The sequence below is a fragment of the Conexibacter sp. DBS9H8 genome, from assembly GCF_023330685.1.
GTDB lineage: Bacteria > Actinomycetota > Thermoleophilia > Solirubrobacterales > Solirubrobacteraceae > Palsa-465.
This window is the reverse complement of sequence record NZ_CP097128.1, coordinates 3,245,756-3,260,088: the sequence shown is the minus strand read 5'-3', so window position 1 is coordinate 3,260,088 and position 14,333 is coordinate 3,245,756. Positions and strand designations below refer to the sequence as shown.

The 14,333-nt window shown below is 70.9% G+C and carries 14 protein-coding genes; 8 read left to right on the top strand and 6 right to left on the bottom strand.

Annotation, left to right across the window (positions count from 1 at the left end; genetic code table 11):
• Positions 1 to 164: 164 nt before the first annotated feature.
• On the bottom strand, positions 165 to 896 hold the full coding sequence (locus tag M3M55_RS15640) for a sugar phosphate nucleotidyltransferase (protein ID WP_249010433.1): 732 nt from the start codon (positions 894 to 896) through the stop codon (positions 165 to 167).
• Positions 897 to 1,072: 176 nt separating this feature from the next.
• Here M3M55_RS15640 and M3M55_RS15635 point away from each other — a divergent pair, with 176 nt between their 5' ends.
• Genes M3M55_RS15635 through M3M55_RS15625 form a run of 3 tightly spaced genes read left to right on the top strand, consistent with a single transcriptional unit; the run spans position 1,073 to position 3,880 of the window.
• A complete protein-coding gene (locus tag M3M55_RS15635) occupies positions 1,073 to 1,453 on the top strand; it encodes a cupin (protein ID WP_249010432.1) in 381 nt (126 codons plus the stop codon).
• Positions 1,454 to 1,503: 50 nt separating this feature from the next.
• Complete coding sequence (locus tag M3M55_RS15630) at positions 1,504 to 3,102, top strand: acyl-CoA dehydrogenase family protein (protein ID WP_249010431.1); 1,599 nt, start codon at positions 1,504 to 1,506, stop codon at positions 3,100 to 3,102.
• Positions 3,086 to 3,880 (top strand): crotonase/enoyl-CoA hydratase family protein, encoded by a 795-nt coding sequence (locus M3M55_RS15625; RefSeq protein WP_249010430.1) that lies wholly within the window; start codon positions 3,086 to 3,088, stop codon positions 3,878 to 3,880. Before M3M55_RS15630 ends, M3M55_RS15625 begins: the two co-directional genes overlap by 17 nt.
• Here M3M55_RS15625 and M3M55_RS15620 read toward each other — a convergent pair.
• Both M3M55_RS15620 and M3M55_RS15615 read right to left on the bottom strand, forming a co-directional pair.
• Positions 3,850 to 4,251, bottom strand: a complete 402-nt coding sequence (locus M3M55_RS15620) for a hypothetical protein (protein WP_249010429.1) — start codon at positions 4,249 to 4,251, stop codon at positions 3,850 to 3,852. The two genes, M3M55_RS15625 and M3M55_RS15620, sit on opposite strands and share 31 nt — an antisense overlap.
• Positions 4,229 to 4,516 (bottom strand): hypothetical protein, encoded by a 288-nt coding sequence (locus tag M3M55_RS15615; RefSeq protein WP_249010428.1) that lies wholly within the window; start codon positions 4,514 to 4,516, stop codon positions 4,229 to 4,231. Before M3M55_RS15615 ends, M3M55_RS15620 begins: the two co-directional genes overlap by 23 nt.
• A gap of 20 nt (positions 4,517 to 4,536) precedes the next feature.
• Between M3M55_RS15615 and M3M55_RS15610 the strand changes: the two genes are divergently transcribed.
• The 5 genes from M3M55_RS15610 (at position 4,537) to M3M55_RS15590 (ending at position 12,754) form a co-directional block, all read left to right on the top strand.
• Positions 4,537 to 4,956, top strand: a complete 420-nt coding sequence (locus M3M55_RS15610) for a hypothetical protein (RefSeq protein ID WP_249010427.1) — start codon at positions 4,537 to 4,539, stop codon at positions 4,954 to 4,956.
• Positions 4,957 to 5,139: 183 nt separating this feature from the next.
• Positions 5,140 to 8,055 (top strand): hypothetical protein, encoded by a 2,916-nt coding sequence (locus tag M3M55_RS15605; protein WP_249010426.1) that lies wholly within the window; start codon positions 5,140 to 5,142, stop codon positions 8,053 to 8,055.
• A gap of 214 nt (positions 8,056 to 8,269) precedes the next feature.
• On the top strand, positions 8,270 to 9,670 hold the full coding sequence (locus M3M55_RS15600; RefSeq protein ID WP_249010425.1) for an aspartate aminotransferase family protein: 1,401 nt from the start codon (positions 8,270 to 8,272) through the stop codon (positions 9,668 to 9,670).
• A gap of 44 nt (positions 9,671 to 9,714) precedes the next feature.
• Positions 9,715 to 11,298, top strand: coding sequence for a PucR family transcriptional regulator ligand-binding domain-containing protein (locus M3M55_RS15595; protein ID WP_249010424.1), 1,584 nt, complete (start codon positions 9,715 to 9,717; stop codon positions 11,296 to 11,298).
• Between the two features lie 175 nt (positions 11,299 to 11,473).
• Positions 11,474 to 12,754, top strand: a complete 1,281-nt coding sequence (locus tag M3M55_RS15590) for an aspartate aminotransferase family protein (RefSeq protein ID WP_249010423.1) — start codon at positions 11,474 to 11,476, stop codon at positions 12,752 to 12,754.
• On the opposite strand, the gene M3M55_RS15585 is transcribed toward M3M55_RS15590, so the two are convergent.
• Genes M3M55_RS15585 through M3M55_RS15575 form a run of 3 tightly spaced genes read right to left on the bottom strand, consistent with a single transcriptional unit; the run spans position 12,735 to position 14,274 of the window.
• Entirely contained in the window at positions 12,735 to 13,265 is a 531-nt protein-coding gene (locus M3M55_RS15585) for a hemerythrin domain-containing protein (RefSeq protein ID WP_249010422.1), read from the bottom strand. The two genes, M3M55_RS15590 and M3M55_RS15585, sit on opposite strands and share 20 nt — an antisense overlap.
• Positions 13,262 to 13,957: a metalloregulator ArsR/SmtB family transcription factor gene (locus M3M55_RS15580; RefSeq protein ID WP_249010421.1), complete on the bottom strand. Its 696-nt coding sequence runs from the start codon at positions 13,955 to 13,957 to the stop codon at positions 13,262 to 13,264. Before M3M55_RS15580 ends, M3M55_RS15585 begins: the two co-directional genes overlap by 4 nt.
• A 2-nt stretch (positions 13,958 to 13,959) precedes the next feature.
• Positions 13,960 to 14,274 (bottom strand): ferredoxin family protein, encoded by a 315-nt coding sequence (locus M3M55_RS15575; protein WP_249010420.1) that lies wholly within the window; start codon positions 14,272 to 14,274, stop codon positions 13,960 to 13,962.
• Positions 14,275 to 14,333: the final 59 nt, after the last annotated feature.

Here is a 14,333-nt window from a genome sequence, read left to right as displayed (position 1 = left end):
TGGAGCTCGGGGTCGGGGAGGGTCGTTGGCGCCACCTTAGAAGACGGTCGGTCAGGTCGCGGTCAGTGCGCGGTCCCGACGAGGGGACGTCCCAGGGGGCGGCGGTCAAAGCGCAAATAGTAACCGCATCGGTGGAGATTGCCGGTGGGGCGCACCGACAAGGGCTACAGCAGTCCGGCCCGGCGCAGCTCGGCGACCCGCACGTTCGCCTCGAGCAGCTCGTCGTGTGAGGTGCCGGCGTCGATCCACCAGCCCTCGAGGATCTCGCAGCGCAGTGACCGCTCGGCGACGTAGAGGTTGTTGAGGTCGGTGATCTCCAGCTCGCCGCGGGCTGAGGGGGCGAGCCGGTCCATGAACGAGAAGACCCGCTCGTCATAGAGGTAGATCCCCGTCTGGGCGAGATTGCTGCGGGGCGCCGCGGGTTTCTCCTCGATCCCGAGCACATGCTCGCCGTCGAGTTCGACGACCCCGTAGTGCTGGGGTTCGGCGACCTCCTTGGCGAAGATCACCGCGCCCCGCTCCTGCGCGCCGAAGCGCTGCACGGGGGGGCGAAGGTCGTGGGTGAAGATGTTGTCTCCCAGCAGCACGAGGATCTTCGACCCGCGGGCGAACGGCTCGGCGAGTCCGACCGCCTGAGCGAGCCCGCCGGGCTCCTCCTGCAGCTCGTAGGTGACGCGCAGACCGAACTCGCGTCCGCTGCGGATCAGGTTGAGGAAGTGGCCCGAATACTCCGGATTGGTGATCAACAGCACCTCTTCCACCCCGGCGCGCGCCATCGCCTCGAGTGGATAGAAGATGAGTGGCTTGTCATAGATCGGCAGCAGGTGCTTGTTCGTGACCTGCGTGAGGGGGCGCAGACGCGTCGCCTTGCCGCCGGCGAGGATGACCCCCTTCATGTCCTGAGGTGGTGGTCGCACGCACTCATGGCCGGGAGGGTAAGGCCTGAGGCCGCGGCGGGAGGCCCTCGGCTCGGGGACCACGCCCCGCGTGGATCTGACGCGCTGGCGTCCGTATCGCGGCCACGTCCGCCCGGGCAGTGCACGTTGGCCGTGAACCTGGGATCATCGGGGCGATGTCCGCCAGCGAGTTCGAGCTGCCCCGCCGCGTGGAGAAGCCCTGGGGTTATGAGATCTGGTATGGGGTCACCGAGAACTACGTCGGCAAGATCCTCCACGTCAACGCGGGCCACCGGCTCTCCCTCCAGTATCACGAGCACAAGGATGAGAGCAACTACCTCCTCAACGGCCGGCTCAAGCTGATCAAGGGCGACCGGGCCGACGCCCTCACCGAGGTTCTGCTCGAGCCCGGGGCGGTCTGGCGAAACCGGCCCGGCGACATCCACACGATCGAGGCGGTCGCCGACGCCGACGTGCTCGAGGTGTCGACCAACCACCTCGATGACGTCGTCCGGCTCCGGGACGACTACGGCCGCGAGGGCACGAGCGCGCCCTGAGTGCTGCCTACGGGTAGGCTGGTGACAGGTACGACTGAGGGAGTGAGCTGATGGCGACGACGGAGATCCACGACCCGGCCCGTGAGGTGCTCAACCAGGCGCCGTCCCTGCAGCCGGTCAACTACTTCGACGTCGACGTCGCCCTGCAGGAGGGGCTCGCCCGGGAGGGCGGCGGCTGGGGGGCCGACCGGGCCCGTGAGGCCGGGGCGGTCGCCGGCAGCCTTGAGGCGTTCGCCCACGCCGTCCGGGCTGAGCAGAACACCCCGGTGCTGCGCACCCACGACCGCTGGGGGAACCGGATTGACGCGGTTGAGCTCGACCCCTCCTGGCACTGGCTGCTGGCGGGGGCGATCGAGCGGGGGATCTCCGGACTCCCGTGGCGGGAGGAGATCCCCGGCGCCCACGTTCTCCGGGCGGCCCTGTTCACGCTGTGGGGGAACGCCGACGACGGGGTGATGTGCCCGGTGTCGATGACCTACGCGGCGATCCCCGCGCTCCGGGACGGCAACCCCGAGCTCGCCGCCGAGTGGGAGCCGCGCCTCAGCGCACCCGACTACGCGCACGGGGCCCTGGCCGGGATGGCGATGACCGAGCGCCAGGGTGGCTCGGACGTCCGTGCGAACATCACCCGCGCCGACGACGCCGGGGACGGCTGGTGGGAGCTGCAGGGCCACAAGTGGTTCTGCTCCTACCCGCCCTGTGACGTCTTCCTCGTCCTCGCCCAGGCGCCGGCCGGGCTCTCCTGCTTCCTCGTCGAACGGGGGCCGGGGATGGAGTTCCAGCGACTCAAGAACAAGCTCGGCACCCGCTCCCTGCCCTCCTCCGAGGTCGAGTTCCGCGGCGCTCGGGCCCGCTTGGTCGGAGAGGAGGGACGCGGGGTCCAGGCGATCATCCGGATGGTCAACCACACCCGGCTGGACTGCATGCTCGGCGCAACCACCGGCTACCGGCGGGGCACCCTCGAGGCGATCCACCACGCCCGTCACCGCCACAGCTTCGGCGCGCGGCTCGTCGACCAGCCGCTGATGGCCAACGTCCTCGCCGACCTCGCCCTCGACTCGGAGGCGGCGACCGCGGTCTCCCTTCGGATCGCCCGCGCCTATGATGAGGGGGCCTTCAACCCTGAGGCCGCCCCGTTCCGGCGCTTCGGGACGGCGGTGATGAAGTACTGGCTGTGCAAGCGCGCCCCCGGCCACGCCGCCGAGGCGCTCGAGTGCCTCGGCGGGAACGGCTACGTCGAGGACTCGCGGCTGCCGAACCTCTACCGTGGCGCCCCGCTCGGATCGATCTGGGAGGGGTCGGGCAACGTCGCCGCCCTCGACGTCCTGCGAGCGCTCGTCAAGGAACCCGACGGGCTGCCCGCCTTCCTCGCGGAGGTCGAGCTCGCCTCCGGGGCCAACGCCACCTTCGACACGCACCTCGAGCGGGTCAAAGGGTCCTTCGCAACTCTCGACCAGTTCGCCGCCCGCCGTCTGGTGGAGGACCTCGCCCTCACCCTGCAGGCCTCACTGCTCATCCGCCACGCCCCCGCGTACGTCTCGGACGCGTTCTGTGCAACGAGGCTCGGCGGGCAGGGCGGCCGGGCCTACGGGACCCTGCCGGCCGGCGTCGACACCCGGGCGATCATCGACCGTGCCCTCCCCGCCTGAGGCGGTCACCGTCGACCGGGACGGGGCGGTCTGGACGGTGAGCCTGCACCGGCCGGCGCGGCGCAACGCCGTCGACGGACCGACCGCCGCGGCGCTCGCCGACGCCTTCCGCGCCTTTGACGCCGACCCGGAGGCGGCGGTCGCCGTCCTCTGGGGGGCCGGCGGCACCTTCTGTGCCGGCGCGGATCTGCAGGAGGTCGGCGGCGCCCGCTCCAACGCGGTCCATGACGTCGGCGCCGGCGACGGCCCGATGGGTCCGACCCGGATGGCACTCACCAAGCCGGTGATCGCCGCGATCGAGGGGTACGCGGTCGCGGGCGGCCTCGAGCTCGCCCTCTGGTGTGACCTGCGGGTCGCCGCCACCGACACGTCCCTCGGGGTGTTCTGCCGGCGGTGGGGGGTGCCGCTGATTGACGGGGGGACCGTCCGGCTGCCCGCGATCGTCGGCTACGGCCGTGCGCTGGAGCTGATCCTCAGCGGCCGTGAGGTGACCGCCGCGGAGGCGGAGGCGATCGGGCTCGTCAACCGGCTCGTTCCGCCCGGGGAGACGCTCGGTGCCGCCCAGGCGTGGGCGGCCCAGCTGGCCGCCCTCCCCCAGACCTGCCTGCGCTCAGACCGGGCGGCGATGCGCGCCGCGTGGGGGGCGGCCGATGAGGCGGAGGCGCTCGCGCTCGAGCTCACCCACGGCCGGGCGGCGCTTGCGGCGATGGCCGCCGGCGTCCAGCGCTTCCGGGACGGGGCGGGCCGTCACGGTGGGGAGGCGCCGGCCTCCGGGTGACCGTCGCCGCCCGGGCCCGGCGCCGGCCGCGTGCCCGCAAGCCGGTTGACCGCCTCAGCGAGGTGGAACGGATCAACCGCGGGGAAGCGCTCCAGCTCAGGGCGGATCGCGCCGAACAGCTCGGCAAGCCGGCCGGGGAGGACTCCGCCCCCGGCGATGTTGACGCCGAGGCGCTCCTTCACCGCGGTGATGTGCCCGAAGAAGACGCCGTCCGGCTCGGCTCGCAGGTCGAGGTCGACCGTGGAGGCACGCCAGCCCTCGATGACGGCGGTCGCCCCGCCGACGAGGTAGATCCGGGCCGGGCCGGGAACGAGGCGCCCCAGCTCGGCTGCGACGGCACGGACCGTCTCAGCGTTGACTGGCGAACGCACGTGCGCGGGCGTAGCTGAGTACGCGCCGCAGGAGCGCGTGGTGGCGGCTGTGGGCTGCGTCGCCGAGTTCGGTCGCGAGCTGGCGGTACAGCGCGAGGGAGGCGCCGGGCTCATCGAACCCGGTGGGCACCTCGACGCCGGACAGCCGCAGGCGCGGAGCTGCGGCGAGGACGGTGAGGGCCGCCACCGTGAGCTCACCGCGGCGCAGAGCCTCCAGGCCGGGTTCGACGATCTCCGCTCCGGGCAGACACTCCTGCGAACTCACGCCTACTAGCGTACGGGCTCATGAGCGAGCCACCCCCCGCCGAGCCGGGCTCGCACCGGCACATCGTCGAGACGCTCCTGGCCGATGCGGCGGCTGCCCACGCGACGCTGCTCGCGGGCCTGCCCGAGGACCTCGCCCGCGTGCTCCCCGTCGACGCCCAGGGGATCCAGGCGGCGATCGACCATCTCGCCCGGGCGGCGGACCTGGACGCGGAGGAGCAGCGGGCGCTGATCCGGCCCCACGCGGTGAATCCGGCGGTGCTCCACGCCCGCGTGTTCGGGGCACAGCGGCTGACCGACGCGACCGTTCACGCCGCCTTCAGTGAGGGGGTCCGCGTGCGCGCCCTCGCGCTCGGAGCGCTCGCGGACCGGATCGGGGGGGGAGGCGCTCGGCGTCTCGGTCCGGCGGCTGCTCAACGAGCATCCCCCGCCGTCCGCTGAGATGGCCGATCATGACGCGACTCTGCGGGCCGCGCACGCCGCCCAGGAGCGCGCGGCCGTGGTGATCGCCGCCGCCGCGGACCTCCTCCGCTGAGCTCGAGCTTGAGGAGCCGCCACCGACCGGGTAGGCTGATCGGCTCCGTCGATCAGGGCGGGGCGAGAACGCGAACAGGGGATTGGCGGATGACGCGGCGGTGGGCAGGGATGCGGCGACGGATCGGGGTTGGGATCATCGGCGCGGCGGTGGGGCTCGCGATCGTCGCGGCCCTGTTGGCCGATCGGACGGTTCAGGGGGTCCGTGTCCGGCCGGTCAGTGAACGGATCAGCGCGACCGCGACCGCGCCGGCCGTCGGCTTCTCCCACGGAGTGATCGTCGACGAGCAGTGGCCCGGCTTTGAACCCGACGTCAACGTCAGTCCGAACGGGACGATCTACACCTCGACCCCTCAGGGGTTCGTCGGCACGATCAGCCCGGTGTGGTCCTCACGGGACGGCGGGAACTCCTACCAGATGGTTCCCGGCAACGTCTTCTCAGGCAAGCAGCAGACCTGTGTGGGCGGCGGAGACACGGATCTCTTCACCGACGCCGGGAACGAGCTGTACTTCTCTGACCTGCAGGGCCTGACCAACATCTCCATCAGTGACAGCGCCGACGGTGGTGCGACCTGGTCGACCAACTGCACCGGAGCACCGAACACCCCGGATGATCGGATGTGGTTCGCCGGGATCGGCAGCCTCGCCGCCGGCAACCTCGTGCTCTTCAACGACTATGACTCGGTGGCCACCGGGGTGAACCCGGCAAGTCCCGTCAGCAACCAGCTGGTGGAGACCGTGTCCACCAACGGCACGACGTTCCTGCCGGTGATGAACAACAACATCACCACCACGGGCACCGGCGACTGTGCCGGCGGGGCACTGCAGGACTGCGTCACCGACAATGAGGGGATCTCGGGCAACCAGATCGTCGATGCCCTGCATTCGAACGCCAGCCAGGCGAACGTCTACATCGCCCACACGACGAGCACGAATGAGACGGGCGTGCGCGTCGCGGAGGGGCAGGTCACCCTCACCGGCTCGGTTCCGACCGCCAACTGGACGGAGAGCCCGAACCTCGCCGGACCGCTCTGTCCGACGAGCGTCAAGACGAGTGACGGGAGTCTCAGCTGCTACAGCTCCGCCGGCTCGCCGATGGCGACGATCGGCGAGAACTTCGCTTCCATCGCCGAGGATCAGGCCGGCTACATCTACGTCGTCTTCACCTACGCTCCGCTCAACTCCGCCGGGACCCAGACCGGGCCGGAGGAGATCTACCTCGTTCACTCGCTCGAGCCCGCCCCGGCGGACCCGTCCAAGATCACCTGGTCAGCCCCCCAGCTGCTCACCGGATCCGGCATCGCCCAGGGCACGAACGTGTTCCCGTGGATCGCCGCGGGCAGCCAGGGTCGGATCGACGTCGCCTACTACCACTCCGACGAGACCAACGACGCGGGCAAGTACGGGGCGAGCAACCTCAACAACGCCGACTGGACCGTGCAGATGGCCCAGAGCATCGACGCCCTTGATCCGACACCGAGCTACACGACCACGCAGGTGAGTGAGGGGCCGATCAAGTACGGCCAGATCTGCACCAACGGTGTCGGATGCACCACGGGCGGGGACCGCAGCCTCGGCGACTTCCTGCAGGTCAAGGTCGACGCAACCGGGGCGGCGCTCGTCAGCTACGTCTTTGACACCTCCGCCGCGTCCACCTCCTCGGCCGCGATCGGCCCGGAGGCGATCAGCCGCCAGATCAGCGGGCCGAGCCTGTACGCGTCGGTCGGGGACGTCAGCCAGGGCAGCGGCCCGGGCGTGCCGATGGGATCGGTCACCGACCCCAACGGCACAGCCGATTACTCCAACCTCGGGACGCGCACGCCGGCCACCGACAACCTCAACCTGACCGGCGCGTCCCTGCAGAACGGGACGACCTCATCCGGGGCGCCGGCGCTGATCGCGACGATCAACGTCAAGAGCCTCGCCTCCCTCGCCACCCCCAGCAGCGAAGGCGGTCCCGACGGCAGCTGGATGATGCGCTGGACGGTGATCCAGCCCGGTCAGACCGGCAACGGCCACATCTACTACGCGGGTATGGACAATGACGCGGGAGCGGGCACCCAGACGGCCGGGCCGACCTTCTTCGTCGGCGACCAGACGACGGTCAACCAGCAGCCGGCCCTGTTGACCTACCCGCAGACGACCCTGCTGAGCTCGAGCCAGGCCTCCTACAACGCCACCACCGGGACGATCACGATGACGATCCCGCTCAGTGACGTCGGCAGCCTGGCAGCGGGGACGGTGCTCTACAGCATCACGGCGTTCACGGCGACCTCGACCCAGCAGCAGTCCGCCAACACCGAGTTCAACCAGATCGACGCGACCACGCCGTTCGATCTTGTGGTCGGGACCCCCGGAACCGTCGGCAGCCCGCCGGTCGCGCCGTCATCGGTGATGACCGTGACCACCCCGGGGAGCACCGGGACGACCACGACGACGGCGAGCACGACGACCCCGGTCAGCACCACCACCCCGACGACCACACACCCGCGCCCGCGGCCCCGTCCGCGCCCGCGTCCCCGGCCGCGCTGCGCGGTGGCCGGCGGTGGGATGACCCCGTCCCGGCTCGGTCCGCTCGCGCTGGGCATGACGAGGCGGGCCGCGCGCGGCCGCGACCACCGCTACGGCACCCACGGGCGCCGGGAGATGGACTTCTTCTGCTTCCGTCCGACCGGCATCCGGGCCGCCTACGGATACCCGCGGGAGCTCCGGGTGCTCGGTCGCTCCGGTGCCCGCCTGCGTGGACGGGTCGTGCTTCTGCTCACCTCCGATCGACGCTACGGGGTGGCCGGACTCCACGTCGGGGACCGGCTTGCGGCGGCGGCCAAGCGGCATCCCCTCGGTCCGATCACCGTCGGGCGCAACCGCTGGTACGTGATCCGCTTCGGCGCCAACGCCGCGATCCTCAAGGTGCGCGGGGGCCGGATTGAGGAGATCGGGATCGCCGTGCGCGGGCTCGTCGCCAACCGGGCCCGGGCGCACGCCTTCTTCCGCGAACTCATCTGAGCACCGTGGCGGACCGGGCGCGGACATCCCGCACGGAGCCGCACACGCCGATTCGTACAAGGCGGTTCGCGGTGAACGTGCCGAGCGGCCATGGGATGGTCCCCAAACTGTCGACTACGCTTGTACGGAACGTCGAAGGAACGCGGGACCTCTGAGGGCGATCTGAGTCGCCCACGGTCCCGCCCAGCGCGGCCCGAGGTCTGGAGAACACACAATGTCAGCGACAGTCGAGAACCCCACGTCTGCCGGGCAGACGATGAGCCTGCAGGAGCAGGCCCGCCGGCACCTGTGGATGCATTTCACCCGGATGGGCGGCTACGACGACGCCCACGAGATCCCGATCATCGTCAAGGGCGACGGCTGCTACGTCTATGACGAGCACGGCAAGCGCTACCTCGACGCCCTCTCCAGCCTGTTCTGCGTCAACATCGGTCACGGCCGCGCCGACATCGCCCAGGCGGGCGCCGACCAGGCGCGCGACCTCGGTTTCTTCACCAACTGGTCCTACGCCCACCCGCGCTCGATCGAACTGGCGACGAAGATCGCCTCCCTCGCCCCCGGCGACCTCAACCGGGTCTTCTTCACCAGCGGCGGATCAGAAGCGGTGGAGTCGGCGCTCAAGCTCGCCCGCCAGTACCACAAGCTCACCGGCAACCCGCTGAAGACGAAGTTCATCGCCCGGGAGGTCGCCTACCACGGTACGAGCCTCGGGGCGCTCGCCGCGACCGGCGTGACCGGCCTGCGGACCCCGTTCGAACCGCTCGCCCCGGGCGGCTGCCATGTCCCCAACACGAACCTGTACCGCCTGCCGGAGGGCCACCACCCCTCCGAACTGGCCGAGGCCGTCGCTGCGCGGATCGAGTTCGAGGGCCCGGAGACGGTCGCCGCGGTGATCATGGAGCCGGTTCAGAACGCGGGCGGATGCTTCACCCCGCCGGAGGGGTACTGGCAGCGGGTCCGCGAGATCTGTGACTTCTACAACGTGCTGCTCATTTCTGACGAGGTGATCTGCGCGTGGGGTCGCCTCGGCGAGTGGTTCGGCGCCCAGCGCTACGACTATGCCCCGGACATGATCACCACCGCCAAGGGGATCACCTCCTCCTACGCGCCGATGGGCGCCCTGATCTGCTCCGACCGGGTCGCCGAGCCGTTCCTGTCCGGGACGAACTCCTTCGCCCACGGGATCACCTTCGGCGGGCACCCGATCGCCTCCGCCGTCGCCCTCGCGAACATCGCCGCGTTCGAGAACGAGCAGATCCTCGAGAACGTGCGCGCGAACGAGCCGGTGTTCGGCGCGATGCTCGGCCGCCTCAAGGCGCTGCCGATCGTCGGCGACGTCCGCGGCGCCGGTTACTTCCACGCGATCGAGCTCGTCAAGGACAAGGACACCAAGGCGTCCTTCGATGACGCCGAGTCCGAGACGCTGCTGCGTGGCTTCCTCTCCGGGGAGCTCTACCGTCACGGTCTCATCTGCCGCGCCGACGACCGCGGTGACCCGGTGATCCAGCTCTCGCCGCCGCTCATCGCCGGGCCCGAGCAGTTCGAGGAGATCGAGGCGATCCTCACACCGATCCTGATCGAGGCGGGCGAGCGGATGAAAGTCCTCGGCCACTAGCGCCCGCGGGTGCGGTGGGGGAGCCCGGCGGGAGGAGTGGGCCGATGCTGACCGTCCGGGAGCTGCTCTCGGACCTCAACGTGAGTGTGCTGGCCGGTCACGCCGGACTCGACCGGCCGATCCGCTGGGTCCACATCTCCGAGCTCGCCGACCCGACCCCGTGGTTGGCGGGAGGTGAGGTGCTGCTCGTCAACGGGCTCATCCCGCTCACCACGGCCGCGCAGCAGACCGCCTACATCAACCTGCTCGCCGACCATCAGATCGCCGCGCTCGGGTTCGCGACCGGGTTCGGTTACGCCGAGGTGCCTGAGGCGATGGTCGCCGCCGCCGCCGACCGCGACCTGCCGCTGTTTGAGGTCGCCTACGACGTCCCCTTCATCGCGATCACCGAGGCCGCCTTCTCCCGGCTCGTCAACGAGCAGTACGCCCTCCTGCGCCGGGCGTTGGCCGCCCAGGAGCGGCTTGAGCGGATCGTCCTGTCCCAGCGTGGTCTCGGCGCGGTCGCGGCGGCGCTCGCGACGCTGCTGGAGGCCCGGATCCTCGTCTTTGACCGCCGCGGCGAGGCTCTCGCCGAGCACGGGTATCGGGCGCCCGCGGACGCGGACGTGATCGCCACGGTCACCGCCGAGCTGCGGGCGCGGATCCGCCGGCGTGACGGTGGTCCGTTCCGGCCGGGGTTGGAAGATCCGAGCCGGGCGCTCGCGCTGGCGGTCGCCGGGGACGGCGCCGGGCAGGCCCCACCGGAGGCGTGGCTGGTGGCGATCAAGGACGCCGCCGCGCTCAGCGACTTTGACCGGCTCGTGCTGCGCCAGGCGATGACGATCGTCGGGCTTGAGCTGCTGCGCAGCCGGGTGGCCGACGACACCGAACGGCGCCTTGCCGGGGACGTCCTCAGCGCCGTCCTCGCCGCCGAGCTGCCGACGGCGGAGCTTGCCCGCCGCCTCGCTCCATTCGGGCTCGCCAGCTCGCTCGCGGTGCTTGTCAGCACAGCCGACCTCGGCGGCGCCCTCCGTGCGGAGGGGGAGCGGGGACTGGTCGCCCGGCACGACAACCTCGTCTGCGCGCTCGTGCCCGGGCGGGAGGATGACGACCTGATCCGGCTCGCCGAACAGGTCGCCGCCCGGGTCGACGGCGTCGTCGGGGTGGGCCGCACGGTGGAGGTCGAGCGGACCCGCCGGGCGTTCCATGAGGCGCGCTGTGCGCTTGAGAGCGTCACCCTCGGACTCGACCCCAACGGCCACCCGACCACCGCCCGCTCCGGCACCGGCCCGTCCGGGACGACGGCGACCCTGACCGCCCCGCGTGTGGCGACCTACCGGGATCTCGGCTCCTACCAGCTGCTCCTGTCGCTGCAGGAGGACGCCGCTCTCGCCCTGTTCTGTGACTCGGTGCTCGGGGCGATCGAGCGCTCCGACGGTCACTACGGCGGCGAGCTGATCCGCTCCCTGGAGGCGTTCATCGAAGAGAACGGCCAGTGGGAGCGGGCGGCCAAGCGGCTCTACTGCCACCGTCACACGCTCCGCTACCGGATCAAACGGGTGGAGGAGCTGACCGGCCGCGACCTCAGTCTCGCCCGTGACCGGATCGAGTTCTGGCTCGCCCTGCGCGGGCGCGAGCTGGTCAACTGAACGAGCCGGCGGGAACCGTCCTGGCCAACCGGGCACGCCCACGCCTGCCGCGATGTCTGAAAACCTCGCCACCGACACGCCAAAGCGCCCGTCGGGCCTTGGCGGACGCCCGCTCGGCTTCTAGGGTGGGACGGGACCGGCAAGCCCGTGGCCACCTCAGGAGGGTGAACCAGCAATGACTGACACGAAGTTCTGGCACCCCTTCGCCGCGATGGGGTCGGTCCGCTCCAGTGAGCTCGTCATCGACCACGGAGAGGACGTCTGGGTCTGGGACGAGCAGGGCAACCGCTACCTCGACGGCACCGCCGCGCTGTGGTACGCGATGGTCGGGCACGGACGCCGGGAGATCGCCGAGGCGATCGCCGCCCAGGCGGCCAAGCTCGAGTCCTACTCGACCTTCGGCGACTTCTCCAACCGTCCGGCGATCACCCTGTGCGAACGTCTCGTCGACCTCGCCCCCGGCGATGACTGGCGGGTCTTCCTCACCAGCGGCGGCGGTGACAGCGTCGACACCGCGCTCAAGCTCGCCCGCCGCTTCTTCGCCGCCCGCGGGGAGGCCGACCGCCTCCATGTGATCAGTCGCAGCGCCGGCTACCACGGCACCCACGGCTGGGGGACCGCCGCGTCGGGAATCCCCGCCAACCGCGAGGGCTTCGGTCCGCCGGTGGCGGAGACGACCCAGGTGCCCCGGGACTCGCTGGAGGCGCTCGAGGCCGCCTTCCAGGAGATCGGCCCCGAGCGGGTCGCGGCGGTCATCTCCGAACCGGTGATCGGCGCCGGGGGCCTGTACCCGCCGCTGCCCGGATACCTGCAGGGCGTTCAGGAGCTCTGTCACCGCTACGGCGCCCTGTTCATCGTGGACGCGGTCATCTGCGGATTTGGCCGTCTCGGCAGCTGGTACGGGTTCGAGCGGCTCGGATTGGATCCGGACATGGTCACCTTCGCCAAGGGCGTGACGAGCGGCTATCTGCCCCTCGGCGGCGTGCTCATCTCCGAGGCGGTCGCCGAACCGTTCTTCGCCTCCGACGGCCCGATCTTCCGGCACGGGGCGACCTATGCCGGCCATCCCACCTGTGCCGCCGCCGCGCTCGCCAACCTCGAGATCCTCGGTCGCGAGCACCTGCTCGACCGCGCCCGAGAGCTCGAGGGGCCGCTGTTTGCGGCGATGAGCTCCCTCACCGAGCATCCGCTCGTCAGCGAGGCCCGTGGCGGCCTCGGTTTCCTCGCGGCGATCGACCTCCGTGAGGAGGCACGCACCGAGCGGCCCACCGTCGTCGCAGAGGTGTTCCACGCCGCCCGCGAGCGCGGCCTGATCGTCCGGCCGCTCGCCACCGGGCTGGCGGTGTCCCCGCCACTGACGGCGAGCACCGCCCACATCGACCTGATCGTCGAGACGCTCGCCACCTCCCTCGACGCCGTCGCCGAGGCCGCCCAGCTCAGCCTCGATCCCTCCTGACGGGCCGCGGAGGACCTTCCGGCCGGCCGTGGTGGAGACTCTCCTGGATCATGAACCGTGACTCGTCCAGCTCGTCGGAGCGCTCGGTGCGCTCCAGCGCGTGCGCGAGGTCCAGCAGCTCATCGGCGGGGATGGCCGCTTCGATGACCGCAAACAGCTGGCGCTCCTCCAGACGCACGTGCTCTGACAGGGTCGCGCCGAGGTCGTGCAGTCGATCGGGGTTCGGATCTGGCGCCCGGGCGAGCTGGTCGGCCTGTGCGCGGATCGCGACGTGGTCGCCGAGCACCTGCAGGACCAGCGGATGGTGAGCATCGCCGTGGACGGCGTAGGCGGGCAGCAGCAACTCCTCCTCGAGCCGGAAATGGCGGCGTCCGTCGCGGAGCCAGAAGTCGAGAAAACGTCGGCGCTCCTCGCGGACCGTTTCCGCGGTGGCGCGCCGTAGCCTGTGTGCGACAAACAGCGCCTGATGATGATCGCGTGAGAGGATCGCCAGAGCCTCGGTGCGCTTCACGGCGTCTCCTCGACTGCGGGCGCCTGCCGGGCGAGCGGGCCGCGCACCCGGATCAGGCAGCCGGCCGAGCCGGGATCCTGAGGCTCAAAGCCGACGAGGCGCGTATCCGGATCGAGGGTCTCCAGCAGCCCGCTGGTCAATCCGCGGTGGAGCCCGCACACGAGCGGCTGGCGTTCGTAGACGGCTTCTCGGTACGGGCAGTTGCGGAGCCGGTAGACGAGCCGGTCCTGGCCCAGCGGTTCACGTTCGGGAGCGAATCCCAGCGCGGCCAGGATGTCGAACAGCTGCTGTTCGACGGTGCCTGCACTGTCGTGCTCGCCCGCCAGCCCCCGCCCGATCCGGCGCCCGACCGCCTCCATGTCGTCCACCTGCGCGCCGGTTGCGACCAGCGAGCCCACGAGCCACCGCGACAGCTCCGCATACCCGGTCGGTGGATCACCGGCGGGCTGGGCGTCCGGGCTGATCGCCCAGGTGTCACGGGGACGTCCGCGCGCGATCCGCTCCCGGCGACGGTCGACGAGGCCCGCGGCGTGCAGGCGCTCGAGGTGCAGGCGGACGCCGTTGGGATGCAGTCCGAGCTCCTCGGCCAGCTCCTCGGTGCTGGCGGGGCGTCTCAGCGTGCCGAGGAGCGCGAACGCGCGCGCCCGCGTCGGCTGGGCCAGCGCGTCCCCGGGGCGGATTGGAATGTCCATCGTCATCGAGGCTTGCACACTGAGACGAGGAAAACCATGTCCGGGGGACGGGCGCCGGCACCGGCCCGATGGTCGGCGTTGATCTGGGCGTAGTGACGCCACTGCGGCGGCAGCTGGTCCTCCGCGAAGATGGCGTCGACCGGACACGCCTCCACGCACGCGTCACAGTCGATGCACTCCTCCGGGTCGATGAACAGCTGTTCTGCCTCCCCGTAGCCCGGCTCGCCGGGTGTGGGGTGGATGCAGTCGACCGGGCAGACCTCGACGCACGAGGTGTCCTTGACGCCGATGCACGGCTCTGCGATCACGTAGGTCATCGATGGCTCCTTGAGGCAGCGGGTGCGCAGAGTTTACACATGAGTCATGTGTAAATGGA

Bases quoted from the DNA above. Each gene is read 5' to 3' on its own strand.
- M3M55_RS15640 (WP_249010433.1), bottom strand. From the start codon at position 896: ATGAAGGGGGTCATCCTCGCCGGCGGCAAGGCGACGCGTCTGCGCCCC.
- M3M55_RS15635 (WP_249010432.1), top strand. From the start codon at position 1,073: ATGTCCGCCAGCGAGTTCGAGCTGCCCCGCCGCGTGGAGAAGCCCTGG.
- M3M55_RS15630 (WP_249010431.1), top strand. From the start codon at position 1,504: ATGGCGACGACGGAGATCCACGACCCGGCCCGTGAGGTGCTCAACCAG.
- M3M55_RS15610 (WP_249010427.1), top strand. From the start codon at position 4,537: ATGAGCGAGCCACCCCCCGCCGAGCCGGGCTCGCACCGGCACATCGTC.
- M3M55_RS15605 (WP_249010426.1), top strand. From the start codon at position 5,140: ATGACGCGGCGGTGGGCAGGGATGCGGCGACGGATCGGGGTTGGGATC.
- M3M55_RS15600 (WP_249010425.1), top strand. From the start codon at position 8,270: ATGTCAGCGACAGTCGAGAACCCCACGTCTGCCGGGCAGACGATGAGC.
- M3M55_RS15595 (WP_249010424.1), top strand. From the start codon at position 9,715: ATGCTGACCGTCCGGGAGCTGCTCTCGGACCTCAACGTGAGTGTGCTG.
- M3M55_RS15590 (WP_249010423.1), top strand. From the start codon at position 11,474: ATGACTGACACGAAGTTCTGGCACCCCTTCGCCGCGATGGGGTCGGTC.
- M3M55_RS15580 (WP_249010421.1), bottom strand. From the start codon at position 13,957: ATGGACATTCCAATCCGCCCCGGGGACGCGCTGGCCCAGCCGACGCGG.
- M3M55_RS15575 (WP_249010420.1), bottom strand. From the start codon at position 14,274: ATGACCTACGTGATCGCAGAGCCGTGCATCGGCGTCAAGGACACCTCG.